This window comes from Gordonia sp. PP30 (assembly GCF_023100845.1).
In the GTDB taxonomy this organism is placed as follows: Bacteria; Actinomycetota; Actinomycetes; order Mycobacteriales; family Mycobacteriaceae; genus Gordonia.
In genome coordinates this window covers 4,367,786-4,393,639 of record NZ_CP095864.1, presented here as the reverse complement: position 1 = coordinate 4,393,639, position 25,854 = coordinate 4,367,786, and the positions used below count along the sequence as shown (strand labels likewise).

The following is a 25,854-nucleotide window of genomic DNA, read 5'->3' as shown; positions in this document are numbered from 1 at the left end:
TCGGGTCGTCATGTCGTTCCTCACCGATCATCGCGTTCCGGGTACGTCGCCCATTCTGCCGGTCCGCGGCCGGCCGGGGGTCACCCCGCGGGGGTGGCTTCGGCGCGCAGGGCCGCGGCGTTCACCTTGGTGAGTACGGCGTGGAGTTCCAGGAGGTCGCCGAGGCCCACGCCCAGGGCGGCGACCACCTGGCCGGGGATCTTCAGGGCCTCCTCGCGCAGGGCGAGCCCGGCGTCGGTGAGCACGATGTCGACGCTGCGCTCGTCGTCGTCACGTCGTCGCCGCTGGAGGAGTCCGTTCGCCTCCAGTCGCTTGAGCAGCGGTGACAGCGTCGCGGAGTCGAGTTGCAGCAGGGCGCCGAGATCCTTGACGGCGAGATGGTCGTGCTCCCACAGCGCCAGCATCACGAGGTACTGCGGGTGGGTGAGGCCGAGCGGATCGAGTAGCCGCCGATAGATCTTCAGCACCGAGCGGTTGGCGACCGCCAGGGCGAAGCACACCTGCCGGTCGAGCAGCAGCGGGTTTCCGTCCAGGGCGACCTCGGTTGTCATGGCTCACATCCTACCGCGATTGAATAGCGCACGATTGAATAGGGTGATAGGTTGTGTCGTATTCGATAGTGCACGACTTAAATGAGAGGACGCCGCCATGAGCAGTCGGCCCAACCCCATTCAATGGATCGGCTACGTGTACGGCGCCAAGCTGCCGGACAGCAAGCGGGACTGGGTCGCGAACGACCTGATGGGTCCGCACGCGGTGGCCCGCCACCTGTTCCGGTCTCAGGTCAGCTTTCTGCCGTTGTACCTGGTGATGTTCTTCGCGTTCCCGACCGGTCCGATTTGGGTGCGGGCGCTGATGGTGCTGCTCGCGGTGTGTCTGGCGCTGATCTTCTCGGGGTCATACATGGACCAGAACCGTGTGCGCCGACTCCAGAAGCACGGCCTCGGTGATTCGCCGCGGACCTACAAGCAGCAGGCCGAAGCGCAGGAGATGAAGGATCAGTACGAGGCCCTGTACGCAGCCCGTCGGTCCGGTGCCGCGGGCGAGTGAATTCTGGGTGTTCCGGCTATGGCGCCTCAACGGGAGATGACGCCTAATATTTAATACGCCTTCAGTCGGACAAGGTCACCCATGACAACCCTGATCGACGCGCTCGCGGAGTTCGCCAGGGAGACGACGGCCGAGCGGCTGCCCGCCGACGTCGTCCACGAATCGCAGCGGATCCTGCTCGACACCCTCGGCTGCGACGAATATGGGGCCGACCGGCGGCGGGGCGCTGACCGGGCCGGGCGGCACACTCCGCCGGGTCCGGGTGCATCGATGATCGCCTGATACTCGACGGCCGCGAGTGCGCCGCCGTTCGCTTCATCGGTACGAATCGGTGGGGTCGGCGTCGACCCGGGTGACCGGGACCGTCGCAGACGTGTTTGATCGCGCCCGGCTCTGGATGGCGCACAGATTGGCGTGGCGTACCGGATCCTGCCCGGCAGACCGGGCAGATAGCCGGATTGTGCAGGAACGGCCAGCGCTCAGTTGGCGCAGCGAATCTCGGTACCTTCGCCCCGAAAGAACTGTTAAGTATCGATTATATATTATCGTTTGAAGATGGTGTGACAGTTCCCATGGAAGGGCGCCGGGCGTATGGCATTGACCAAGGATGAGCGGGAGATGGTTTCGCTGGTGCGGGATTTCATCGACATCCGGGTGGCGCCCCGGGTAAGGGAGTTCGAGCAGGACGACATCTACCCGGCGGAGTGGATCGACGAGATGAAGGAGCTCGGCTTCTTCGGTCTGCTCGCGCCGACGGAGTATGGCGGGGTGGATGTGTCGATGGCGTGTTTCTCGGCAGTGTGTGAGGAACTCGCGCGGGGCTGGATGAGTCTGGCCGGCGCAGTCGGTGGCCACTCCGTCATCACCTACCTCATCAAGACGTTCGGGACGCCGGAGCAGAAGGACAAGTATCTGGCGAAGATGGCCGAGGGCGAGATCCGGGCGACGATGGCGTTGACCGAGCCCGGTGGCGGTAGCGATCTGCAGGCCATGAGGACGGTCGGGACGCCGAACGCGGAGGGATTTTCGATCACCGGGTCGAAGACGTGGATCTCCAACGCGTCGCATTCGGGTCTGTTCGGTCTGTTGTGTCTGACGGATAGAGCCGCGTCGCCGGCGCACACGGGGATGAGTGTGCTCTTGGTGGAGGCCGATACTCCGGGTTTCAGTGTGTCGAAGAAGCTCCCGAAGCTGGGGTACCGCGGGGTGGAGGCCTGTGAGTTGGTGTTCGACGCCGCGCAGGTCCCCGCCGATGCGGTGCTCGGTGGCGTGCCGAACAGAGGGTGGGCGCACATGATGCGCGGCTTGGAGGTCGGCCGTATTCAGGTCGCTTCCCGGGCGTTGGGTGTGGGTCAGGCGGCGCTGGAGGCGGCGACTCGGTATGCGCAGGAGCGGGAGTCGTTCGGGAAACCGATCTGGAAGCACCAGTCGGTGGGGAACATGATCGCCGATATGGCGACGAAGCAGCAGGCCGCGCGGTTGCTGACCCTGGACGCGGCCGACAAGCTCGATCGCGGTGAGCGGGCGGACTTGGAGGCGGGGATGGCGAAGTTGTTCGCGTCGGAGACGGCGATGGAGATCGCACTGGATGCGGTGCGGGTGCATGGGGGGTACGGGTACTCGAAGGAATACGAGGTGGAGCGGTATTTCCGGGATGCGCCGTTGATGATCGTGGGTGAGGGCACCAACGAGATCCAGCGCAATGTGATCGCGGCCCAGCACATCGCCCGTCACAAGATCTGACCGGAAGAAGCAGCACGATGAGTACTCCAACTCTGCGGCGTGCGGCGATCGTCGCGCCGCTGCGGACTCCGGTCGGCACCTTCGGCGGCGCCCTGCAGGATCTGCCGGTCGAAGACCTCGGGGCCGCGGTGGTGAAGGCGACCGTCGAGCGCAGCGGCATCGACCCGGAGCGGATCGACGACGTCGTGTTCGCGCAGTCGTACGCGAATTCGGAGGTGCCGTGCGTGGGCCGATGGCTGGCGTTGCACGCGGACCTACCGATTTCGGTGCCGGGTATGCAGCTGGATCGGCGGTGTGGTGGTGGTCTGCAGGCGCTGGTGACGGCGGCCATGATGGTGCAGACCGGGGCCGCCGACGCGGTGCTGGCCGGTGGTGTGGAGTCGATGTCGCGGATCGAGTACTACTCGATCGATTCGCGGTGGGGTAAGCGGGCGGGCAACAGTGTGTTGTACGACCGGCTCGATCGGGGCCGGGAGCGGTCGCAGCCGGAGGCCCGGTTCGGGCGGATTTCCGGGATGATCGAGACCGCGGAGAACCTGGCGAACGACTTCGGCATCAGCCGGGAGCAGGCCGATGCGTATGCGGTGCGCAGTCACCAGCGGGCCGCGGCGGCGTGGGAAGCGGGCACGTTCGCCGACGAGGTGATCGACGTCGTCGTTCCGCAGCGCCGGGACGTGCCGACGATCTTTGGCCGGGACGAGGGCATTCGCCCCGACAGCACCGTGGAGTCTCTCGGGACGTTGCGGCCGTTGATGGCCGGCGGCACGGTGACGGCGGGCAACGCGAGTCAGCAGAACGATGCGGCGGCGGCCTGTGTGATCGTGGCCGAGGATCGGCTCGATGAGCTCGGTCTGGAGCCGATCGGGTTCCTGACCGGGTGGGCCGCCGCCGGGTGTGCCCCGGACCGGATGGGCCTCGGCCCCGTCCCCGCCGTCGACAAGCTCGCCACCCGTGCGGGCCTCAGCGTGCCCGAACTGCTCGACGGCCTGGACCTGGTGGAGTTGAACGAGGCTTTCGCGGTGCAGGTCCTGGCCGTGTTGGAAGGCTGGGGCTGGAACGACGCCGACCGGGTCAACGTGAACGGGTCGGGGATATCCCTCGGCCACCCGATCGGCGCCACCGGCGTGCGAATGGTCACCACCATGCTTCACGAACTGCGCCGCCGCGGCGGCGGAACCGGTCTGGCCACCATGTGCATCGGCGGCGGGCAGGGACTGGCCGCCACCTTTGAGGCGGTGTGACGCGGCGAGCCCCGGGAAGGCAAGCGCTTCCTCGCGGTCGGCCGTGGTGGTCGACGACGACGAATCCCGACCGTACACCCATCCATCCATAAGGAATCTGGAGAACACCGTATGACCATGAAGCCGTACCGTTCCATGCTGTTCGTCCCCGGCCACAAGGGTGCCTGGGCCGACAAGGGCGTCAACTCAGGTACCGACGCGCTGATCCTCGACCTCGAGGACTCGGTCCCGCCCGTCGAGAAGGTCGCCGCGCGCGACATGGTCGCCGAGACCATCGACCGTCTCACCGGGCAGGGCGTGCGTCCCGATCTGTGGGTTCGGGTGAATCCCGAGGAGACCGGCCTGATGAACGGTGACCTGGAGGCCGTCGTCCGCCCCGGTCTGGCCGGACTCTTCCTGGCGAAGATCTACAACGAGACCGACGTGGTGCGGCTCGACGCCGTGCTCAGCCACATCGAGCGGCTGCGGGGTCTGGACGACGGACACGTGAAGCTGCTGGCCTGCTTCGAGACCGCCGAGGCCATGGGTTCCTGCGAGAAGATCGTCGCCGCCTCCGGCAGGATGGTGTCCGCGCTCGGCGCCACCGGCCCGAATGCCGACGCCGGCCGATCGCTCGGCATCGAGTTCACGCTGGAGGGCCTGGAGACCCTGTACATGCGGTCTCGGGTCAACCTGGCGCTGCGCCAGATCGGCCTGAGCCATCCGATGGCCGGTGTGTGGCAGGACATCCGGAACCTGGACGGTCTGCGGACCTTCTGCGAGGACAACCGCCGCCTCGGCTACCGCGGCCTGGTCGCGATTCACCCCTCGCACGTCGCTGTCGCCAACGAGGTGTACGGGCCGGATCCGGAGGAAGTCGCCACCGCGCGCCGTCTGATCTCCGTCTACAACGAGGCCGAGGCCGCCGGCAGCTCGGCAGTCGACTTCGAGGGTCAGCACATCGATATCGCTCACGTGAAGACGGCGCAGGCGCTGGTCGATCTGGCCGAGGCGATCGAAGCGGGTTCCTGAACCACGCGGCCGGAACCTCACCAAGCACCGACGGAATGCCGGGCGCCACGTAAAGCGTATTATATATTCTCAGGTGGGCGTGGGTCATGCCCGAGAGAGAACGGTGGCTACGGCGATGACGGTGGAAGCGCGACACGGTCAGGCTGTGGGCCGGCAGCAGTTGTCCGAGGACGTCGCCGCGTATGTGCGCGAACTGATCATCTCCGGCCAGGCCCGGCCCGGCGACTTCTTGCGCACCGAGCCGATCGCCAAGGCCGTCGGTGTCAGCAACACGCCGGTGCGCGAGGGTCTGCTCATCCTGTCGGGTGAGGGCTTCGTCGAGCTGGTGCCGCGGCGGGGGTTCGTGGTCAGCGAATTCACCAAACAGGACGTGCGCGACCTGTTCTGGGCCCAGGCCGTGCTGGCCGCCGAACTCGCCCGGCGCGCCGCGGAGAGCATCACCGATGCCGACCTGGAGCGCTTGCGGGAGATTCTGGCGGATCATCAGCGGGCGCTGGCGGCGGGCGACGACGAGGGAACCGTGCGCTACGGCCACGAATTCCACCGTTGCGTCAACCTCGCCGCCGGGTCGCGCCGCCTGGCGACCATGCTCGCCTCGATCGTGCGGCAGCTGCCGAATCGTTTCTACAACGACATCGAAGGCCACACCGACGACACCATGGAGTCCCACCCGAAGATCATCGACGCGCTCGCCGCGCGAGACGCTGCGCGGGCCGAGACGCTGATGCGCGAGCACATCATGTCGGGTGCCGACGAACTGGTCGCCACCCTGGCCAAGCAGGGGATGTGGTCCGACGGATAGTGCACGCAGCTTTGTCCGGGTGCGTCCGGAGAGCACGGGCGTGCGGGCTCCAAGAGTCGCGACGATTCGACGTTATTCCCCGCCGCCACCCGGCCCGACGACGCCGCTGCGCATCAGCGCGAGAATCGTGTCGACGGTCTTCGCCGTGGACGGCTTGGCATAGTCGGGCCACGTGACCAGCTGCTCCGAGGTGTGCGCGACGAACAGGTGCAGCACGAACGGATCGATGTCGGTCCGGATCTCGCCGGTCGCCGCCGCGGCCTGGACGAGCCGGTCCCACAGCACGGAAAAGGCCTCGAGTTCGGGGCGCAGGCGCTCGCGGATTTCCTCCGGCAGCGTGCGGTAGTTGCGGATGTGTGCGGGTGACACGGCGCCGATCTTCAGCTGCGCCTCGATGAACGCGCGGGTGGCGGCGAACAGCCGTTCGCCCGCGGTCGCCGATTCTCAGAGGGCGTCGCGTACCCGCCGGTGGGTGTACTCGGCGCCACCGCCGAGGGCCGGGTGTGTTCGTAGCCCTGGGTGGCCAGCACCTTGCCGGCCGCGGCGATGATCCGCGCGCGAGTGGCTTCGGACTCGGACATGCGCCGGCCCCGGTACATCGTCCGCCTTCGTCGCCGTCATCCTCAGTCCTCTGTGCCGGATGCCTCCCCCTGAGCGTAAACGGCCAGACGCCGCACCCCTCGGCGAGTCGCAGCGCCGCCTCGACGTCTGCCCGACTCCTCGGCTCGTCTTCAGAACCGGTAGTTCTCGAGCAGGCGGCGGCCGATGATCATGCGCTGGATGTCGGCGGTGCCCTCACCGATCAGCAGCATCGGGGCCTCCCGGTACAGGCGCTCGATCTCGTATTCTTTCGCGAAGCCGTAGCCGCCGTGAATGCGGAAGGCATCTTCCACCACGTCGCGGCAGTACTCCGAGGCCAGGTACTTGGCCATGCCCGCCTCCAGGTCGTTGCGCTGCCCGGCGTCTTTGATGCGGGCGGCGCGCACCACCATCTGGTGCGCGGCCTCGACCTTGGTGCCCATCTCCGCGAGCCGGAACAATACGGCCTGGTGCTGGGCGATCGGCTTGCCGAAGGTCTCGCGCTGCTGTGCGTACGACGCCCCCAGCTCGAAGGCACGGTGGGCGACGCCGACCCCCCGCGCGGCGACGTTCACACGGCCCACCTCGACGCCGTCCATCATCTGGTAGAAGCCGCGGCCGGGGGTGCCGCCGAGGATCTCGTCGCCGGAGATGGTGAACTCGTCGAAGATCAGCTCCGTGGTGTCGACGCCCTTGTAGCCCATCTTCTCGATCTTCCCGGGGATGGTCAGGCCGGGCGTGACCTCGCCGAAGCCCGGGGTCTTCTCCACCAGGAAGGTCGTCAGATTCTGGTGCGGCTTCTCGCCACCGACGCCGGGCGTCCGGACCAGCACGGCCACCAGCGACGATGACCCGCCGTTGGTCAGCCACATCTTCTGGCCGTTGATCGTGTAGCCGCCGTCGCCGTTGTCCGTGGCCGTGGTGCTGATCGCGGCGACGTCCGAACCGAGGGCCGGCTCGGACATGGAGAAGGCGCCGGTCAGCTCGCCGGCGGCCAGTCGCGGCAGGTACTTCCGCTTCTGCTCGTCGGTGCCGTGCTGCAGCAGCAGGTAGGCGACGATGAAATGGGTGTTGACGATGCCCGAGACGCTCATCCAGCCGCGGGACAGTTCCTCGACCACCAGCGCGTAGGTGAGAAGGGATTCGCCCAGCCCGCCGTACTCCTCGGGGATGGTCAGCCCGAAGATGTCCATCTCCTTCATCTTTGCGACGATCTCGGTGGGGTACTCGTCGCGATGCTCGAGTTCGGTCGCGACCGGGATGATCTGCTCGTCGACGAAGTCGCGAACGGTCGCGAGGATGTCGTGCTGGATGTCGGTGAGGTCAGCGGTCTCGCACAGTCGGGGCATGGGTGTCCCTCCGGGGGGTAGCGTCGGAAATGTCGCGGGGTGAGTCGGAAGAATCTTCTATCCTGATATAAAATATAATCTACAGTGATGCTAGAAACATCGTCTACCGTTGATTTCTTCTCATCTTCGGGCAAGAGAAAGGCGCGAGATGCGCGAAGCCGTCATCTGCGAACCCCTCCGTACCCCGGTCGGAGAATACGGTGGGATGTTCGCCTCGGTGCCGGCCGCGGAGCTGGCGGCGACCGTCGTCAAGGCGCTGGTCGACCGCACCGGTATCACCGGCGGCGACGTCGACGATGTCCTCTTCGGTCAGTGCTATCCCAACGGTGAGGCGCCGGCCATCGGCCGCATCGCCGCGCTCGACGCCGGGCTGGAGGTCATGGTCCCCGGAATGCAGCTCGACCGCCGCTGCGGCTCCGGTCTGCAGGCCGTGATCGACGCCGCCATGCGCGTGCAGACCGGCATCTGCGACCTGGTCCTCGCCGGCGGTGCGGAGAGCATGAGCCAGGCCGAGCACTACGCACTGGGTCTGCGTTTCGGTCTGCGCGGCACCGACACCATCCTGATGGACCGCATCAACCGCGGCCGCGTGACCTCCGGCGGCAGGTTTTACCCGGTCGAGGGCGGCATGCTGGAGACCGCCGAGAACCTCCGTGAGGAGTACTCGATCAGTCGCGAGGCACAGGACGAGCTCGCTTATCAGTCGCATCGCCGCGCCGTCGCCGCGCACGACGAGGGCCGCCTGACCGGTGAGCTGGTCCCGGTCACCGTGAGCACCCGGAAGGGCGACGTCGTCCGCGATCGCGACGAGCATCCGCGGCCCGACATCTCGCGGGAAGCGCTGGCCGGAATGAAGGCCGTGCGCCGCCGGATCGATCCGGAGTCGACCGTCACCGCGGGCAACGCCAGCGGCCAGAACGACGGCGCCGCCGTCTGCATCGTGACGACCCGGGAGAAGGCCGAGCAACTCGGTCTGCGGCCGCTGGCCCGGCTGGTCACCTGGGCCGCGGCCGGGGTCGAACCGAATCGCATGGGCATCGGTCCGGTGCCGGCGACCGATGCGGTTCTCGAACGCGCCGGCCTGACCTTCGCCGACCTCGACCTCATCGAACTCAACGAGGCCTTCGCCGCGCAGGTTCTCGCCTGCACCGCGACGTGGGGCCTGGGCGACGACGATCTCGCGCGGATGAACGTCAACGGCTCGGGCATCTCGCTGGGGCACCCGGTCGGCGCCACCGGCGTCCGGATCCTCGCGACCATGCTCCGTGAGCTGGACCGCCGCGGCGGCCGATACGCACTGGAGACGATGTGCATCGGCGGTGGCCAGGGCCTGGCCGCCGTGTTCGAGCGCGTCGCCTGACCCGCCGGTCGTCTGAATTCGAGACCGGCTGAGCGATACAGCCCGAAAGTGCCAAATCGGTGCTCGAGACGAGCAACGATCCGGCAGTCTGCGCCGCGGCGGCTCAGGGCGTGACGACCACCAGAGATTCGGCGACCAGGCACGGCTTGGCGGCACCGGTCACGGTCACCACGTACTTGACGGTGAGCATCGCGCCGGCCGGGGACTCGGCGATATCGATGATGGCGGCGGTGGCGGTCAGTTCGCTGTCGACCGGCACCGGCGATGGGAAGCGCACCTTGTTGCAGCCGTAGTTCACCCGGGCGCCACCGAACCGCATCTCGTAGAGATCGGCGCCGAAGAGGGGCAGCAGCGACAGCGTCAGGAAGCCGTGGGCGATCGTCGTGCCGAACGGGCCCGCGGCCGCGCGCTCGGGGTCGATGTGAATCCACTGGTGGTCGCCGGTGGCGTCGGCGAAAGCGTTGATCCGCTCCTGGTCGATGACGATCGGCGTGCTCGGGCCGATGTCCTCGCCGAGCGCGGCGCGCACCTCGTCGAGGGAAGAGAAGACTCGTGTCATTGTCGTTGCTCCTTGCCGGGGTCAGTTCAGGGTGAGGTCGAGCACCGTACCGGCGCCGCCCTCGACTCCCGCGGGTCCGAAGAGTTCGACGGTCTTGCCCGACGCGGTGCGCTGGGCGCGCAGCGTGGCGGTCTGACCGCAGAACAGCGGTGCGGCATTGCGGTGGATGAGGGCGGTGACGGTCTCGGCGTCGCCGGAGAGCCGATGCGTCTCGGCGAGCGAGAGCGTCATCAGCGGTCCGTGCACCACCAGGCCAGGGTAGCCTTCGACGCCGGTCGCGTACGGCCAGTCGTAGTGGATCCGGTGCGCGTTCGCGGTCGCCGCGGAGAATCGCATCAGCAGAGTCGGATCGGTGCGGAAGTCCCAGGCGCCTTCCCCGACGGGATCGAGCGGCGGACCGGCCGGAACCATCGTCGCGGCCGTCTCGGGAGCCGGGGGAGCTCCCGGCGCCGGGGTGGCGGCCTCGCGATAGATGAGGTTCTGCTTCTCGGTCACCGCGGGCGTGCCGTCCGGTGCGTACAGCACGGTCGACGTCACCACGATCGTCAGCTTGCCGCTGCGGCCCGACTTCTCGGTCACCGACTCGACGACGGCCTCGCGGCGCACCGTGTCGCCGACCCGAAGGACGCCGGTGAACGCGATCGAACCCCCGGCGAACATGCGCCGCGGCAACTCGATCGGCGGCAGGAACGACCCGCGGAACGGGTGCCCGTCGATGGATAGCTGCGACGACACGCTCCAGCGCGGGAGCGCCACCCAGTGCCACAGCGGCGGCAGCGGATCGCCAGGCGCGGGGGCGGGCAGACCGTCGTCGAACAGCGCGGCGAGAGCGGCGACCGGTGCCGGGTCGAGCAGTTCCTCGGTGACGACGGTGTGCGGCTCCCAGACGGTGTCGCTCATGCTCACATGTACCGTCCGCCGGTCACTTCCATGACGGTGCCGGTCATGTACGACGACAGGTCCGACGCCAGAAAGAGCGCGACCTTGGCGATCTCGTCGGGTTCGCCGGCGCGGCCCATCGGGATCTCCGCCATCTTCGAATCCCACGCCTTCTGCGGCATCGCCTCGGTCATCGCGGTGCGGATCAGGCCCGGCTGGATCGCATTGATGCGCACACCCTTGAAAGCGACCTCCTTGGCGGCGGCTTTGGTGAGACCGACGATGCCGGCCTTGGCGGCCGAGTAGTTGGTCTGGCCGATGTTGCCGACCTTGCCGGAGATCGACGACATGTTCACGATCGCGCCGCTGCCCTGCTCACGCATCACCGCGGCGGCGGCCCGGGTGCCGAGCCAGGTGCCCTTGAGGTGCACGTTCATCACCTGGTCGAAGTGCTCCTCGGTCATGTTGCGCATCGTCGCGTCGCGGGTGATCCCGGCGTTGTTGACCATCACATCCAGCGAACCGAACCGGTCGATCGCGGTCGCGATCAGCGCATCGACGTCGGCGGATGACGTGACGTTCCCCGCGACGCCGACGGCGATATCCTCGCCCAGAGCCGCCGCCGCGGCGGCGACAGCCTCGGCGTTCATGTCGCCGAGCACCACCCGGGCGCCCTCGGCGACGAAACGCTCGGCGATCGCCAGCCCGATGCCCTGCGCGCCGCCGGTGATGACCGCGGTCTTACCTGCGAGCAGTCCTTCTGCCATGAGATTCTCCTATTTCACAAAGGGGTTGTGGGTCATTCGCCGGCGCGGGCCAGAAGGCGCTGAGCGCGTTCGACGACCGGCTTGTCCACCATCGCATCGTCGACCTTCGCGACGCCCATGGCGTCGACGGCCGCGACGATCTTCCGCGCCCACGCCAATTCTTCTTCGGTTGGGCGGAAGGCCGCGCTGACCGGAGCGAGCTGTCGCGGATGGATGCAGAGCTTCCCGGCGAAGCCGAGCCGCCGCGCGTACGCGGTGTCGGCGCCCAGTCGCTCGGCGTCGTCGATCGCAGCGGTGACGCCGTCGATCGGCCCGGTGAGCCCGGCGACCGCCGAAGCCAGCACCACGCCGCCGCGGGTCGCCGCGAGCGCCTCGGTGTCGGCCGGGTCGACGCCGAGCTGCGCGGCGAGGTCGAAGGTGCCCAGCGCGAGTCGTACGACGCCCGGGGTGGTCGCCAGGACCGGGGCGGCGAGGACGCCGACTGCCGTCTCGATCAGCGCGATCACCGCGTGGTCGCGGCCGATCGGTGCGAGGGTCTCCCGGTACTCGGCCTTGGGGACCACGATCGCGGCCGAAGTTCCGGTGAGCGCCGCGAGATCGTCGTCGTGCCAGTCGGTGCCCGCCGCGTTGATACGCACGGCACAGTCGTGCTCGGCGGTCCAGCGGGCGACGTTCTCCCTGGCCGCGGCCTTGTTCTCCGGCCGGACCGCATCCTCGAGATCGAGGACCACCAGATCGGCCCCGGCCGCGGCGGCCTTGGCGAACCGCTCGGGACGGTCGCCCGGGACGAACAGCAGGGTGCGGGCGTCGGCCGCGCTCACTTGGCCTGCTCTTTCTTCGCGGTGCGGACGAGGCCGCCGCCGATGATGAGGCGCTGGATTTCGCTGGTGCCTTCGTAGAGGCGGAGGAGACGGACGTCGCGGTAGATGCGTTCGACGGTCATTTCGCGCATGTAGCCGCTGCCGCCGTGGATCTGGACGGCTTTGTCGGCGACGGTGCCGACCATTTCGGTGCAGAAGAGTTTGGCGACCGAGGGCGCGATGCGGCGGTCCTCGCCGGAGACGTACTTGGCCGCCGCGTCGCGGACGAGGGCGCGGCCGGCCATGATGCCGGTCTGCATGTCGGCGAGGTGGGCCTGGACGAGCTGGAAGTCGCCGATGACGGTGCCGCCCTGGGTGGTGACGGCGGCGTGACGGAGGGATTCGTCGAGGGCGCGCTGGGCCGAGCCGACGGCGAGGGCGGCGATGTGCACGCGGCCGCGGGCGAGGGAGGTCATGGCGGCCTTGTAGCCGGTGTCGACGTCGCCGCCGACCAGGGCGGAAGCCGGTACGCGCACGCTGTCGTAGTGGACGTCCGACGTCCAGGCGCCCTGCTGACCCATCTTCTCGTCGTGCGAGGCGACGGTGACGCCGGGCGTATCGGTGGGGACCAGGAAGGCGCCGATGCCGGCACCGTTCTCGTCGGCCGGGCGGACGCGGGCGAAGGTCACCAGCAGATCGGACATCGCCGCGTTGGTGATGAAGCACTTGGCGCCGTCGATCACCCAGTCGCCGTTCTCCTGCTGTACGGCCTTGGTGCGCAGACCGGCGGGGTTGGAACCGGCGCCGGGCTCGGTGAGCGCGAACGAGGCGACCACCTCTCCGGAGGCGATCCTCTCCAGCCATTCCGCCTTCTGCTCGTCGGTGCCGAAGTTGACGAGGACCTGACCGGCGATGCCGTTATTGGTGCCGAACATCGAGCGCAGCGCGAGGGTGGTGTAGCCGAACTCCATGGCCAGCTCGACGTCCTGCGACAGGTTCAGGCCGAGGCCGCCCCACTCCTGTGGAATGGCGTAGCCGAACAGGCCGATGTCCTTCGCGGTCTGCCGGATGTCCTCCGGGATCGCGTCGGTGTCGGCGATCTCGCGTTCGCGGGGGATCACGCGGGTCTGGACGAACTCGCGCACCGCGTCCCGGATCTGCTCGAAGTCGTCGTCGCTGACCTGCTGGGTCATCCGTACTCCTGGGTCGAAGGGGTGTGCCACGCTTGAAACATAATATATTCTAGGCCGTGGTTGGCCCGATATGTGAGCCACGCAACCACATTCTCTGTGCGAAAACGTCGGTTCGGAAGGGCGGAAGACAGGTGACGACATACGAGGAGTTCTCGACCCTCCGGGTCGAGCGACCGAGCGAGGGCGTGCTGCAGGTGGTCCTGACGGGACCGAGCCTGCATGCCGTCGGACCGCAGGCGCACGCCGACCTGGCCGACGTCTGGCCGGTGATCGCGCGCGACGAGTCGGCGCGCGCGGTGATCATCCGCGGCGAGGGCGAGAAGGCGTTCTCGGCTGGCGGCAGCTTCGACCTGATCCAGGACATGACCGGCGACTACACCGGGCGCACGCGGGTGCTGCGGGAGGCCCGCGATCTGGTCCGAAACCTCATCGACCTGCCGCAGCCGCTGGTCGCCGCGATCAACGGCCCCGCCGCCGGTGCCGGGCTGGTGACCGCGATGCTCGCGGACATCACCATCGCCGGCCGGAAGACCAAGATCGTCGACGGCCACGTGCGCCTCGGCGTCGCCGCCGGGGACAACGCCGCGCTGACCTGGCCGTTCTTCGCCGGAATGCCCAAGGCGAAGTATCACCTCCTGCTCAACGAGCCGCTGACCGGCGAGGAGGCCGAGCGCATCGGCATGGTCTCGATGTGCGTCGACGACGACCAGGTGCAGGCGAAGGCGCTGGACGTGGCGCAGCGCCTGGCCGGGGGCGCGACCACCGCGATCCAGTGGACCAAGCACGCGATGAACAACTGGTACCGGCAGAACTGGGCGATCTTCGACGCCTCGCTCGGCTACGAGTTCTACGGCTTCGGCGGGCCGGAGGTCACCGAGGGCGTCACCTCGCTGCAGGAGAAGCGCGACCCGGAGTTCCCGGCGCCCCCGGCCGTCTTCGAGCGGCCCGAACGGTGAGCAGGCCGCTCGACGGCATCACCGTCGTCAGCATGGAGCAGGCCATCTCGGCGCCGCTCGCCACCCGCCACCTCGCCGATCTCGGCGCCCGGGTGATCAAGGTGGAGCAACCGCGCGGTGGTGACTCCACCCGGCACTATGACAGCGTGGTGCACGGGACCAGCGCGCACTTCACCTGGCTGAACTACGGCAAGGAGTCGGTGGCGCTCGATGTCCGCGCCGACGACGACCGCGCGCTGCTGCGGCGGATCCTGGCCGGTGCCGACGTCTTCGTGTCCAACCTCGCGCCGGGTGCGCTCGGGCGGCTCGGGCTGGGACCGGACACGCTGCACCGGGAGTTCCCGCAGCTGGTGATCGTGGACATCTCCGGCTACGGCAGGGGCGGCCCGCTCGACCACAAGCGAGCTTACGACCTGCTGGTGCAGGCCGAAGGCGGTGTCTGCTCGGTCACCGGCTTCCCCGGCAGGCCGGCCAAGCCGGGCGTGCCGGTCGCCGACATCGGCACCGCCATGTACGTCTACTCCACGGTGCTCGCCGCGCTGTTCGAGAGGGAGAAGACCGGTACCGGCGCGGTCATCGAGATCGCGATGCTCGACGTGATCGCCGAGTACATGGGGTTCCTGCTGAACGGGCAGATCCACACCGGAACCTCACCCGAGCCGGTCGGCATGGGGGCGCCCATCGTCGCACCGTACAGCGCCTACCCGACCAGGGACGGACAGACCGCGGTGCTGGGCACGACCAGTGACGGCGAATGGCTGCGCCTGATCGAGATGATCGGACGCCCCGAACTCGCCGACGCCGAACACCTCACTCGCAATGAGGACCGGGTCGCCGCGCGCGCCGAGGTCGACGAGATCGTCGGCGCCTGGTGCGCCGAGCACACGCTCGCCGAGATCCAGGAATGCGCCGACGCGGCCGGTATCGGCAACGCCCGCTACAACACCGTGGCCGACGTCGTCGCGCATCCGCAGCTCAAGGAGCGCGGTCGGTGGCGGCAGATCCAGACACCGGGCGGCCCGTCGCCCGCGTTGCTGCCGCCCGGTCTGGCCCGGCACTGGGAGGCCGGTGCGGGTGCGGTTCCGGCGTTCGGCCAGCACACCGACGCGGTGCGCGCCGAGTTCGCGGTGGGACCGAGCGCATGATCCGATGATCGGGGAGAAGACCGGATCGACTCCCGCACGTGGAGAACGAGGAGAGACCACCCGCATGGCCTACGACCGCCCGCTCGCCGGGGTCCGCATCATCGAATTCGCGAGTTTCGTCGCCGGGCCGTCGGCCGGCCTGGCCCTTGCTCAACTGGGCGCGGAGGTGATCCGCGTCGACCCGCTCGGCGGCAATGCCGACTACCGCCGCTGGCCGCTCTCCGAACGCACCGGGGAGAGCCTCTACTGGAACTCGCTCAACCGTGGCAAGAAGTCGGTGACGCTCAACCTCCGCGAGCCGGCCGGCCGCGACCTGCTGCTCGGGCTGGCGACCGCACCGGGAAGCGATGCCGGCATCGTCGTCGACAACGCGGTGGGCCGGGCGTGGTTCTCGTACGACGCGCTCCGCAGCCGCCGCGAGGATGTGATCTCGGTGCGCGTCGAGGGTCGGCCCGACGGTGGCGCGGCCGTCGATTACACGGTCAACGGGGCCAGCGGGGTGGCGAACATGACCGGTCCGCAGTACTCGGCCGCGCCGGTCAACCACGTCCTGCCGGCCTGGGACTTCCTGTGCGGTCAGGAGGTGGTCAGCGGGGTGCTCGCGGCGCTGCGGCGCCGGGACCGCACGGGTGCCGGGGCGCTGGTGCAGGTGGCGCTCTCCGACGTCGCGATGGCGGCGGTCGCCGACCTCGGCTGGTACTCCGAGGCCGCCGAGCGCGGCGACCGCGCCCGGCACGGTAATCACCTGTACGGCAGCTTCGGCGTCGACCTGGTGACCGCCGACGGCGACCACATCATGATCGTCGCGCTGACCCCGCGGCAGTGGCAGGCACTCGGCACCGCGACCGGCACCACGGAGGTACTGGCGGCGCTGGAGACCTCCCTCGGCGCCGACTTCGCCACCGATGAGGGCCGGTACGCGCACCGCGAAGTGATCGAGGCGGTTCTGCGATCGTGGTTCTCCGGGCACTCCACGGCGGACGTCCAGGCGGCGCTGACCGCCGCCGGCGCGCTCTGGGGACCGTACCGGACGCCGGCCGAGGTGGCCGCCGGCTTCGCCGTGGCCCCGGGCGACGAGCCGGTGCTGACCGCCGTCGACCAGCCCGGCGTCGGCGATGTGATCTCGGCCAGTTCCCCGCTGCGGATCGATGAGGAGTACTCCGGCTCGGTTCCGGCCACTGCGCTGGGCGCCGACACCGAGGCCGTGCTGGCCGACGTGCTGGGGCTCGACGCCGTCGAACTGGACCGTCTGCGCGCCGCCGGGATCCTTTGACCGGACACGACGACGATCGGCCCGGCACCTCCTGAGAGGAGCCGGGCCGATCGTCGTCGATGTGCGCGGGTCAGCGCAGCGAGCGGACCTTCCAGATGCGGTCGACGCCGCGGTTCTGGGTGTAGCCGCCGTCGAGCACGATGCTCGACTTGTCGATCACCAGGAAGGTGTTCGGCTTCCACGCCAGCAGCTGGTTCGGGGCGAATCCGGTGGTCAGCAGGCGAGAGACGCCGAGGGTGTTCTGATCGATCACCGAGATGTAGCCGGCGAAGTAGTTCGCGGCGTACAGCTTGCCCTGGAAGATGATCATCGAGTTGGTGCCCGGTCCGGTCACCAGATCGGTGATGTGGGCGCCGGTCCGCAGGTTGTAGACCTGCACCAGGCCCTTGTAGAGGTTGTTCACGTACACGCGGTTGTGCGCCTTGGACACCTCGACGCTGCCGTGCCCGTCACCGCCCTGGTGGGTGTTCCACAGCACCTTGGTCTTCACGACGCCGTTCTCGCGGGTGATCCGGAACTGGGTGAGGCTGGAGTAGTACGAGGCGACGGTGATGGTCGCGCCGCCTGCGCTGGAATCGGTGACCGCCATGCCGGCCGCGAGCTGCTTCCCGGCGCCCGGCTGCTTGGCACGGCCGACCTCCTGCAGGGTGTTCAGGTCGTAGATGACGATGCCGCCCGGCTCGGACGCCGAGACGATCGCCAGGCCGAGGTCCTCGGCGAAGACGATGCCGTGCGCGTGGTTGACGCCGGTGAAGGTCTTGAGCAGCTTGCCGCTGCCGGTGTCCCAGACGTTCACCTCGCCGGTGGTGGCGGCCGTGGTCCACACGGTGCCGCCGCGCTTCGGCACGCCGATGTCGTACTGGGCGTTGACGGTGCCGTGGCCGCCGGTGTTCGACGCCTTCGGCATCCGGATGCGCTTCTGCACGCGCATCGTGTTCGGATCCACCTTGAGGATCGACGACTCCTTGGCGCCCTCCAGCGGCGACACGTTGGTCAGCCACAGGCTGCCGGTCTTCTGGTCGATCGCGCCGCGATAGTTACCCTTACCGACGTTGTAGCCGGTGATCTGGTAGCCCGGCTGCTGCGGCACCACCGGTGCGGGCAGCGATTCCCAGTGGCGGGCGGCGGGGTCGTGCTGCGGGGCGGCGTGGGCGGACGGTGCCGCCAATCCGCCGGCCCCCAGCGTCAGGGCCAGTGCGGCGGCCGGAACAAGTGCCTTCAGGCGAGAGGTCGTAATCATCGGAGTGTCTCCTCGTGGGGCGCCCGAATCCCCGACCCGGGCGAGTCGTACCGCGTGTCACACTAGGCCATCAGCCTTCGGTAAGGCTAGCCATAGGATTCAGTGAGAAAGGAAGATCACTGCGTCGTGGACGCCGCCGTGGCGAGGTCGATGAGCTTGGCGACGGTGCGCAGGTTGCGGGCCGTCCCCGGGTAGCCGAGGCCCTTGGCGATCGCCGGCGGGGTCAGCTTGGTCTTGCCCGCCCCGCCCGGGTACGCCAGATGCAGGTCGTCGCCGATCACCGCGAGCAGTTCCCCGGCGCCGAAATCGCGGGCGACGAATTCCGCCGCCCTCGCCGGATCCGGGGTGCCCGCGAGGAAACAGATGTGTGCCGACGGCGCCTCCGGATAGCCCGGCGGCGTGCCGAACGGATAGGCGGCCAGGGCCTTCTCTAGCTGATCGGCGCTCCGGGAGATCACTTCCCGGAAGAACCCGAATTCCTCCTCGACGGCGCGTTCCAACGCGCGCTCGAAGCCCTCCGCCGTTCGCTGGGTGCCGTCTTCCGGCCCGTGGGCGTTGTCGTCCGGCCTCTGAGCAGCCCGTCGAAGGGCGGGAGGCACGCAGATCAGATTGCCCGACGCGATGTACGTCGAGACGGCGGTGGCGCCCAGCTCGGTCGCGATCTCCCGAAGCCGGGCCATCGGCAGCTTGGCGCCCCCGACGTTCACGGCGCGGAAGAGGTAGACGCGGGGCTCGTCGTCGGACATGTCCCCAGGTTTCCACGGCCGGTCACTCGGCGTCCACGGTGGTCGTGCTTCGGTGGGCTCGGTACCCGCGGAACCCCCGGCGGCCGCCCTTCGGCCGCGCGTCGTCGCAAGCTCCGCCACGCCTGCTCAGGACCCGCGGGCTCGGCACCGTTCACCGGTAATCTGGTCCCCCGTGAGCGACGCGGTGGTGGAGATCTCGACAGACGGTGCATGCCTGGGCAATCCCGGTCCGGGCGGCTGGGGTGCGGTGCTCCGCTACAAGGGCACCGAGAAGCAGCTCTCCGGGGCGGAGCCGGACACCACCAACAACCGGATGGAGCTGCAGGCCGCCATCGAGGGCCTCGCCGCGCTGACCCGGCCGTCGACCGTGGTGATCTACACCGACTCGGTGTACGTCCGGGACGGCATCACCAAGTGGGTGGCCGGCTGGCAGCGCAACGGCTGGAAGACGGCGGCGAAGAAGCCGGTGAAGAACGCCGAGCTGTGGCAGCGCCTGGTCGACGAGGAGAAGCGGCACACGGTCGAGTGGCGGTGGGTGAAGGGCCACAACGGCGACCATTACAACGAGATCGCCGACACGCTCGCCACCAGCGCGGCCCGCACCCTCCGCGACGGCTGATCACGGGTCGTCATCCGCGGTCGCCGAGCCCCCGCCGGAGTCGTTCCCGCACGACCACGGCACTCCGGCCGCTCACGCGGCCGTATCCGGCACGTGGACCGTCAGGGCGCCGTCGTCATGCGGGGCGGCTTCACTCCGTCACGACGATCTTGCCCATCGCGCCGCGGTCGCCGTCGACCATGCGGTGATTGAGGAAGGTATAGGTGCCGGGCTCGGCGAAGGTCATCTCCACGAAGCCGCCCTGGGCGGGCTGCAGGGCCAGCGCCTGGGAGCCGCCGTGCGCCGGATCGCCGGGTGGCAGCAGGTACGCGCCCTCGGAGTACACGACGTCGAACTGGGTGCCGATCACGTGGAAGGCGAGCGGGGCGTTCGGTCCGGCGTCGAGCACCCACATGCGGATGCGGTCGCCGACCTTCGCGTGCAGCGGCCGGTAGACGTACTGGTTCGCGTAACCGTTGAACATCACCAGGTCGGGGGTGTTCGCGGCGACCTTGTCGGCGTCGACCGGATCCCCGTTCGCGCCCAGGTAGGCCTCGGCCTGGACGAACAGGTACTGCGCGGAGACGGGGGCGAGATCGGGCGGGTCGATCACGACGGCGCCGTACATGCCGGCGGCGAGGTGCGCGGCCATCGGTGCGGTGGCGCAGTGATACAGCCAGATGCCGGTGTGCTCGGCGCGGAATCGGTAGACCAGCGTCTGACCGGGGTCGATGTCGCGCATGTTCTGGTCGGGACTCACCATCCCGGCGTGGAAGTCGACGGAGTGCGCCATGGTGCCGTGGTTCACCAGGGTCACCTCGAAGACGTCGCCGATCCGGCCGCGCAGGGTCGGTCCCATCGGCTTGCCGTTGTATGTCCAGACCGTCTGCCGCACGCCGGGTGCGACCTCGGCCTGGTCCTCGGTCACCTCGAACGTCACCCGATGCAGCGTGCCGCCGGGCGCCGGTGCGAGTCGTGCGTCGCGGGCGGTGAAGCCCGGGCCGGGCTGCTTCTGCAGGTCGATGACGGGCGGGCCGCCGTGACCGGAATGCTGGTCGTGCGCGGTCGCGCCGCCGTCGTCAGCGGTGCCGCCGCTGGTCCGGATGTGCAGGACCATGCCCTGCTGGCGGTGCCCGACGATCGAGCACCAGCCCTCGATCGACCGGCCGATCACCCCGGCGTCGACTTTCGCGGTGGCGCCGGGCGCGATGCGGCCGGTGGTCGCTCCGGTGGCGAGAACCAGGTCGTGCACCTGGGAGTCCTTGTTGGCCACCTCGATCACCAGCCGATCGCCGGCCGGGACCGTGATGGTGTCCGGGGTGAACCGCATGCTCACCGCGGCGATCTTCGCGGTGGTGGTGTGGCCGGTCGGGGTCACGCCGCCGGCCGCGTCCGTGATCTGCCCGCCGCTGCCGCCGCCGAGGGCGAGACCGACCGAGACCACCAGGGCGAGCGCGGCCGCCGCGGCGACCGCCTGTAAGCCGAGTTGCGGTGTTCGGGGCGCTCGTGATTCCGGCGCGACGGGGATGTGCGAGCCCGACCGCGATTCCACCGGTTCCGGCTCGGCGAGCGCCTTCCGGGCCGTCATGGCGGCGCGCGCCGCCGCGATCATGATCGGCAGGAACATGATGAACGCCAGCATCACCAGCGACGACACCGCGACCTTGACCCAGCTGTCGAGCGGCAACAGCCACAGCACCAGGCCGCCGTTGATCACTAGCACCCGCCACAGCCACCAGCGGTCCATCCGGGCCTTCCCGGCGGCCGCGACCGGACCCGGGCCCATCATCGTCGGCATCAGATGGCTCATCACGCCGAACAGCAGCTGTCCGGCGAACCCGGCGAGGAACCAGACGGTGAGCAGGGTGATGCGGGCGGTCACGAACGGTCCGGTGACCAGCGTCGTCGCGTACGCGATCAGCGAGCCGAACAGCCACAGCAGGGCGGCGCAGATCGACGCCGGGGCGTAGCCGCGCGGCGGATTCGCCAGCGCGGCGGGCACGAACGGTCCCGCGACGATCAGCCACCCGGCCAGGTACACGCCGATCCCGGCGGCGGCGAGCACCGGGTGGTCGCTCAGCGCGCCGGCGATGGTGATCGCGATACCGGTGGGCAGCACGACGAGCGCGTACGGCCGACGTCGTTGACCGAGCTTCGCCGCGCCGAGCAGCCGCGGGAACATCAGCATCAGTACCCCGGCGGCGGTGATCCCGAGGAAGCCGAGGATGTTGAGCGCCTGGTGGGTCACCAGGAACCCGGCCTGCTCCGGATCGGCGAATCCGTAGGCCAGCGCCACCCCGAATCCGGCGCCGACCGGCAGCAATGACGCAGCGACCACGAAGAACCACGCGTTGAGCGCGTTCTCGGCCGGTCCCTCGCCGGCCGCCTCGCGATGCCGCTGCGCCTCCACGATCAGCCGCGCCAATGCCGCGCAGTGCCAGGCGACCACACCGCCGATCACGATCGCCCCGGCCATGGTGACCGGCCACCACGCGCCGAGCATGCCGACGATGGTCACCACGAGTCCGGCGTTGAGCGCGTAGATCCGGGCGAGTTGCCGGGGGCGTCGTGCCTCCGGCAGCGGATAGCCGAAGAAGCGTTCGGCGAGGGTCTGCGACCAGAGCACGATCGAATTGGTCACCAGCCCGATCGTGAAGACATGCACCAGCAGCCACCGCGCATCCGGCAGCGCCCAGTGGGCGAGCCCGATTCCGATCAGCACCACCATCCACACGCGCACCGGCAGGCCGGCCAGTCGGTGCCAGCTCTTCGGGCGACGGCGGTCTGCGGGAGTACTCACTCCTCCGATATTACGGAGGAGCATTCCGCTAAATCGGGAGGCGTTGGTCACGCTCTCATTCGACGGCACCCGCGAACTGCGCGTTGTAAAGCCGGAAGTACGCGCCGCGGGCGGCGATGAGCTCGTCGTGCGTGCCCTGCTCCACGATCGCGCCCTCCTCCATCACCACGATCAGATCCGCGTTCCGGATGGTCGACAGACGGTGGGCGATCACGAAGCTCGTACGGTCGCCGCCGGCGCCGCGCCGCAGGTTGGCCATCGCCTGGCTGATCAGCAGCTCGGTGCGGGTGTCGACCGAGCTGGTGGCCTCGTCCAGGATCAGGATAGTCGGCTGCGCCAGGAAGGCGCGCGCGATGGTGATCAGCTGCCGCTCACCAGCGCTGACGCCGCCGCCCTCGTCGTCGATCACCGTCTCGTAGCCGTCGGGCAACGTGCGGACGAAGTGGTCCACGTGACTCACCCGGGCCGCCTCCATCACCTGCTCGCGGCTCGCGGACGGATCGCCGTAGGCGATGTTGTCGTAGATGGTGCCGCCGAACAGCCACGAGTCCTGCAGCACCATGCCGGTGCGTTCGCGCAGGTCGTCCCGGGTCATCTTCGCCGCGTCGGCGCCGTCGATCAGAATGCGGCCGGAGTCCACCTCGTAGAACCGCATGATGAGGTTCACCAGGGTGGTCTTGCCCGCGCCCGTCGGCCCGACGATGGCGATCATGTGCCCCGGCTCGGCATCCAGCGACAGGTGCTCGATGAGCGGCCGGTCCGCGCGGTAGCGGAAGCTGACGTCGTCGAACACGATGTGCCCGGTGTCGGTCGCCGGGGTGATCGGCTCGGCCGGATCGGGGGACTCCTCGGGCTCGTCGAGCACGTCGTAGATGCGCTCGGCGGAGGCCACGCCGCTCTGCATCAGGTTGAACATCGACCCGATCTGGGTGAGCGGCTGGGTGAACTGGCGCGAGTACTGGATGAAGGCCTGCACCTCGCCGAGGCTCAGCTGCCCGGAGGCCACTCGCAGACCGCCGACGACGGCCACCGCGACATAGTTCAGGTTCCCGAGGAACATGATCGCCGGCATGATGATGCCGGAGATGAACTGCGCCTTCCAGCTCGAGGCGTAGAGCGCCTCGTTCTGTTCGTCGAAGACGCGCTCCACCTCCTCGCGGCGCCCGAACGCCTTCACGATCTCGTGTCCGGTGAAGGTCTCCTCGACCTGCGCGTTCAGCTTGCCGGTGGAGCTCCACTGGCCGATGAAGTGCGGTTTGGAGCGCTTGGCGATCATCGCCGTCGCGATCACCGCGAGCGGCACCGTCGCGATCGCGATCAGCGACAGCAGCGGCGAGATGGTCAGCATCATGATGAGGATGGCGATGACCGTCAGGATCGAGTTCAGCAACTGGCTGATGGTCTGCTGCAGGCTCTGCGACAGATTGTCGAGGTCGTTGGTGACGCGGCTGAGCAGATCGCCGCGCGCGGCGGCGTCGTAGTACGAGAGCGGCAGCCGGTGCACCTTGGTCTCGACGTCGGCGCGCAGCGCCGCGATGGTCCCGACCACCACCTGATTCAGCAGATACGCCGACAGCCAGCCGAGGATCGCCGAACTGACGTACAGGACCAGCACCGTCGTCAGCACCCGGCCCACCGCGCTGAAGTCGATACCGTGGCCGGGGACGACGTTCATCGACGAGACCATGTCGGCGAAGGTGTTCTGTCCGTGGCTCCGCAGCCCCTCGACGGCCTGCTCCTTGCTGATCCCGGCGGGCAGACGACTGCCGATCACGCCCTCGAACAGCAGATTGGTGGCATCGCCGAGGATGCGCGGGGCGATCGCGGTCAGCGTCACCGAGCCGACGATGGACGCCAGCACCACCAGCAACCGGACCCGGTACGCGCCGAGCTGCCCGACCAGCCGCCGCAGCGTCGGCCCGAAGCTCTTGGCCTTCTCCTGCGCCGGGGCCATCCCGGGCGGGCCGCCGCGCGTCACGACGCCTGTCCGATCGCCAGCTGGGACTCGGCTATCTCCGCATATGTCGGACACGTCGCCAGGAGTTCGTCGTGGGTGCCGATCCCGGCGATCGCACCGCGATCGAGCACGACGATCTGGTCGGCGCCGGTGATGGTCGAGATGCGCTGGGCGACGACGATCACCGCCGCCGCGCGGGTGGCCGGTGCGAGCGCTGCCCGCAGCCGGGCGTCGGTGGCCAGGTCGAGTGCGGAGAAGGAGTCGTCGAACAGGTAGATCGACGGCTTGCGGATGAGAGCGCGGGCGATGGCGAGTCGTTGGCGCTGGCCGCCGGAGACGGTGGTGCCGCCCTGGGAGACGTCGGTGTCCAGCCCGTCCGGCATGGCCCGCACGAAGTCGGCGGCCTGCGCGATCTCCAGCGCCTCCCATATCTCGTCGTCGGTGGCGTCGATCTTGCCCTGGCGCACGTTGTCGGCGACGGTCCCGGAGAACAGGTACGCCCGCTGCGGCACCAGTCCGATGTGGTGGCGGAGTTCGTCGGGGTCGGCGTCGCGCACATCCACCCCGCCCACCGACAGCGCGCCGCCGGTCACGTCGAGCAGCCGGGGGATCAGGTTGATCAGGGTGGTCTTGCCCGAGCCGGTGGACCCGACGATCGCGGTGGTGGTGCCCGGCGCGGTGGTGAAGCCGATCCCGGACAGCACGGGGGCGGTCGCCCCGGGGTAGCGGAACTCGGCGTCGTCGAACGTCACGATCGCCGGATCGCCGGTGATCGGCACGGGGTCGATCGGCGGCTTGACGGAGGTCTCGGTGTCGAGGACCTCGCAGATGCGATCGGCGCAGACGCCGGCGCGCGGGGCCATCATCGCCAGGAAGCTCGCCATCATCACCGACATCATGATCTGCATGACGTAGCTGATCATCGCGGTCAGATCGCCGATCTGCACGTTGCCCGAGTCGATCTGTTTGCCGCCGAACCAGAGCACCGCGATCAGTGTCAGGTTGGTGATCAGCATGACCGTCGGGAACATCAGCGCCATCATCCGGCCGACGCGCAGCGACGCATCGGCGAGACTGCGGTTGGCGACGTCGAACCGCTGCGTCTCGTAGCGCTCGCGGACGAAGGCGCGGACCACGCGGATACCGGTGATCTGCTCGCGCAGCACCCGGTTCACATCGTCGATACGGGCCTGCATGGCGCGGAACCCCGGGATCATCCGGGAGATGATCAGGCCCATCGTGATGCCGAGGACCGGGACCGCGACCACCAGGATCCACGAGATCGACAGCGCGATCCGCATACCCATGATGATGCCGCCGATACCCATGATCGGGGCCATGACCAGGATCGACATGCTCATCACCGCGAGCAGCTGAACCTGCTGCACATCGTTGGTGGTGCGGGTGATGAGCGACGGCGCCCCGAACTTCCCCACCTCCCGGGCGGAGAAGTCGTCGACGCGGTGCATCAGGTCATGCCGGATGTCGCGGCCGGCGCCGAGCGCGGCGCGGGCGCCGAAGTACATCGCCGACACCGAGCAGATCACCTGGGCCGCCGAGATCAGCAGCATCCAGCCGCCGGTCGAGAGAATGTAACCGGTGTCGCCCTTGGCGACGCCGTCGTCGATGATGTCCGCGTTGAGCGTCGGCAGGTACAGCATGGCGGCCGTGGCCACCAGTTGCAGGCCGACGACGGCGGCGATGTTGGGGGCGTACCTCGCCAGGTAGGTGCGCAGCAGGCGGATCAGCACTCGTCCACCCTACGCATCGCCCCCGACAGCGGCGAGGGGATTAGCGGCCGATCCG

Annotated in this window: 24 protein-coding genes; 11 read left to right on the top strand and 13 right to left on the bottom strand. The window is 68.8% G+C overall.

Annotation, left to right across the window (positions count from 1 at the left end):
- Positions 1–80 precede the first annotated feature (80 nt).
- Positions 81–551 carry a MarR family winged helix-turn-helix transcriptional regulator gene (locus MYK68_RS20310; protein ID WP_247865528.1) on the bottom strand — a complete coding sequence of 157 codons (471 nt, stop codon included), beginning with the start codon at positions 549–551 and terminating at the stop codon, positions 81–83.
- A gap of 97 nt (positions 552–648) precedes the next feature.
- On the opposite strand from MYK68_RS20310, the gene MYK68_RS20305 reads away from it, so the two are divergent.
- The 6 genes from MYK68_RS20305 (at position 649) to MYK68_RS20280 (ending at position 5,847) form a co-directional block, all read left to right on the top strand.
- The gene (locus MYK68_RS20305; RefSeq protein WP_247865527.1) at positions 649–1,050 is read left to right on the top strand and encodes a DUF5313 family protein; all 402 of its coding nucleotides are present in this window, start codon (positions 649–651) and stop codon (positions 1,048–1,050) included.
- A gap of 81 nt (positions 1,051–1,131) precedes the next feature.
- Positions 1,132–1,332 carry an MmgE/PrpD family protein gene (locus tag MYK68_RS20300; RefSeq protein ID WP_247865526.1) on the top strand — a complete coding sequence of 67 codons (201 nt, stop codon included), beginning with the start codon at positions 1,132–1,134 and terminating at the stop codon, positions 1,330–1,332.
- Between the two features lie 309 nt (positions 1,333–1,641).
- Positions 1,642–2,793, top strand: coding sequence for an acyl-CoA dehydrogenase family protein (locus MYK68_RS20295; RefSeq protein WP_247865525.1), 1,152 nt, complete (start codon positions 1,642–1,644; stop codon positions 2,791–2,793).
- A gap of 17 nt (positions 2,794–2,810) precedes the next feature.
- On the top strand, positions 2,811–4,034 hold the full coding sequence (locus tag MYK68_RS20290) for an acetyl-CoA C-acetyltransferase (RefSeq protein WP_247865524.1): 1,224 nt from the start codon (positions 2,811–2,813) through the stop codon (positions 4,032–4,034).
- 117 nt (positions 4,035–4,151) lie between these two features.
- A complete protein-coding gene (locus tag MYK68_RS20285) occupies positions 4,152–5,045 on the top strand; it encodes an HpcH/HpaI aldolase/citrate lyase family protein (protein WP_247865523.1) in 894 nt (297 codons plus the stop codon).
- Between the two features lie 115 nt (positions 5,046–5,160).
- A complete protein-coding gene (locus MYK68_RS20280) occupies positions 5,161–5,847 on the top strand; it encodes a GntR family transcriptional regulator (RefSeq protein WP_247865522.1) in 687 nt (228 codons plus the stop codon).
- Between the two features lie 72 nt (positions 5,848–5,919).
- On the opposite strand, the gene MYK68_RS20275 is transcribed toward MYK68_RS20280, so the two are convergent.
- A complete protein-coding gene (locus MYK68_RS20275) occupies positions 5,920–6,225 on the bottom strand; it encodes a hypothetical protein (RefSeq protein WP_247868127.1) in 306 nt (101 codons plus the stop codon).
- Between the two features lie 353 nt (positions 6,226–6,578).
- Positions 6,579–7,775 carry an acyl-CoA dehydrogenase family protein gene (locus MYK68_RS20270; RefSeq protein WP_247865521.1) on the bottom strand — a complete coding sequence of 399 codons (1,197 nt, stop codon included), beginning with the start codon at positions 7,773–7,775 and terminating at the stop codon, positions 6,579–6,581.
- Between the two features lie 148 nt (positions 7,776–7,923).
- On the opposite strand from MYK68_RS20270, the gene MYK68_RS20265 reads away from it, so the two are divergent.
- Positions 7,924–9,135 carry an acetyl-CoA C-acetyltransferase gene (locus MYK68_RS20265; RefSeq protein ID WP_247865520.1) on the top strand — a complete coding sequence of 404 codons (1,212 nt, stop codon included), beginning with the start codon at positions 7,924–7,926 and terminating at the stop codon, positions 9,133–9,135.
- A gap of 103 nt (positions 9,136–9,238) precedes the next feature.
- On the opposite strand, the gene MYK68_RS20260 is transcribed toward MYK68_RS20265, so the two are convergent.
- From MYK68_RS20260 to MYK68_RS20240, 5 genes are read right to left on the bottom strand one after another with little or no spacing between them, the layout of a single operon-like run.
- A complete protein-coding gene (locus tag MYK68_RS20260; protein WP_247865519.1) occupies positions 9,239–9,694 on the bottom strand; it encodes a MaoC family dehydratase in 456 nt (151 codons plus the stop codon).
- A gap of 21 nt (positions 9,695–9,715) precedes the next feature.
- Positions 9,716–10,594, bottom strand: a complete 879-nt coding sequence (locus tag MYK68_RS20255; protein ID WP_247865518.1) for an HTD2 family dehydratase — start codon at positions 10,592–10,594, stop codon at positions 9,716–9,718.
- Positions 10,595–10,596: 2 nt separating this feature from the next.
- Positions 10,597–11,340 (bottom strand): 3-oxoacyl-ACP reductase FabG, encoded by a 744-nt coding sequence (fabG, locus tag MYK68_RS20250; RefSeq protein WP_247865517.1) that lies wholly within the window; start codon positions 11,338–11,340, stop codon positions 10,597–10,599.
- A 32-nt stretch (positions 11,341–11,372) separates the two neighbouring features.
- Positions 11,373–12,161, bottom strand: coding sequence for an HpcH/HpaI aldolase/citrate lyase family protein (locus MYK68_RS20245; RefSeq protein WP_247865516.1), 789 nt, complete (start codon positions 12,159–12,161; stop codon positions 11,373–11,375).
- Positions 12,158–13,333: an acyl-CoA dehydrogenase family protein gene (locus tag MYK68_RS20240; protein ID WP_247865515.1), complete on the bottom strand. Its 1,176-nt coding sequence runs from the start codon at positions 13,331–13,333 to the stop codon at positions 12,158–12,160. The genes MYK68_RS20245 and MYK68_RS20240 overlap by 4 nt, the downstream gene beginning before the upstream one ends.
- Positions 13,334–13,464: 131 nt before the next feature.
- Between MYK68_RS20240 and MYK68_RS20235 the strand changes: the two genes are divergently transcribed.
- From MYK68_RS20235 to MYK68_RS20225, 3 genes are all read left to right on the top strand, one after another.
- The gene (locus tag MYK68_RS20235; RefSeq protein ID WP_247865514.1) at positions 13,465–14,289 is read left to right on the top strand and encodes an enoyl-CoA hydratase/isomerase family protein; all 825 of its coding nucleotides are present in this window, start codon (positions 13,465–13,467) and stop codon (positions 14,287–14,289) included.
- Positions 14,286–15,434 (top strand): CaiB/BaiF CoA transferase family protein, encoded by a 1,149-nt coding sequence (locus MYK68_RS20230; protein ID WP_247865513.1) that lies wholly within the window; start codon positions 14,286–14,288, stop codon positions 15,432–15,434. The genes MYK68_RS20235 and MYK68_RS20230 overlap by 4 nt, the downstream gene beginning before the upstream one ends.
- Positions 15,435–15,498: 64 nt before the next feature.
- Positions 15,499–16,707 carry a CoA transferase gene (locus MYK68_RS20225; protein ID WP_247865512.1) on the top strand — a complete coding sequence of 403 codons (1,209 nt, stop codon included), beginning with the start codon at positions 15,499–15,501 and terminating at the stop codon, positions 16,705–16,707.
- Positions 16,708–16,777: 70 nt separating this feature from the next.
- On the opposite strand, the gene MYK68_RS20220 is transcribed toward MYK68_RS20225, so the two are convergent.
- Positions 16,778–17,947, bottom strand: a complete 1,170-nt coding sequence (locus MYK68_RS20220) for a YncE family protein (protein ID WP_247865511.1) — start codon at positions 17,945–17,947, stop codon at positions 16,778–16,780.
- 116 nt (positions 17,948–18,063) lie between these two features.
- Complete coding sequence (locus MYK68_RS20215) at positions 18,064–18,693, bottom strand: DUF1697 domain-containing protein (protein WP_247865510.1); 630 nt, start codon at positions 18,691–18,693, stop codon at positions 18,064–18,066.
- A gap of 172 nt (positions 18,694–18,865) precedes the next feature.
- On the opposite strand from MYK68_RS20215, the gene rnhA reads away from it, so the two are divergent.
- Positions 18,866–19,312, top strand: a complete 447-nt coding sequence (rnhA, locus tag MYK68_RS20210) for a ribonuclease HI (protein WP_247865509.1) — start codon at positions 18,866–18,868, stop codon at positions 19,310–19,312.
- Between the two features lie 130 nt (positions 19,313–19,442).
- Here the strand turns inward: rnhA and MYK68_RS20205 are convergent, their stop codons facing one another.
- From MYK68_RS20205 to MYK68_RS20195, 3 genes are read right to left on the bottom strand one after another with little or no spacing between them, the layout of a single operon-like run.
- Entirely contained in the window at positions 19,443–22,091 is a 2,649-nt protein-coding gene (locus MYK68_RS20205; protein WP_247865508.1) for a multicopper oxidase domain-containing protein, read from the bottom strand.
- 55 nt (positions 22,092–22,146) lie between these two features.
- A complete protein-coding gene (locus MYK68_RS20200) occupies positions 22,147–24,069 on the bottom strand; it encodes an ABC transporter ATP-binding protein (RefSeq protein WP_283255256.1) in 1,923 nt (640 codons plus the stop codon).
- Complete coding sequence (locus tag MYK68_RS20195; protein WP_247865507.1) at positions 24,066–25,799, bottom strand: ABC transporter ATP-binding protein; 1,734 nt, start codon at positions 25,797–25,799, stop codon at positions 24,066–24,068. The genes MYK68_RS20200 and MYK68_RS20195 overlap by 4 nt, the downstream gene beginning before the upstream one ends.
- Positions 25,800–25,854 lie beyond the last annotated feature (55 nt).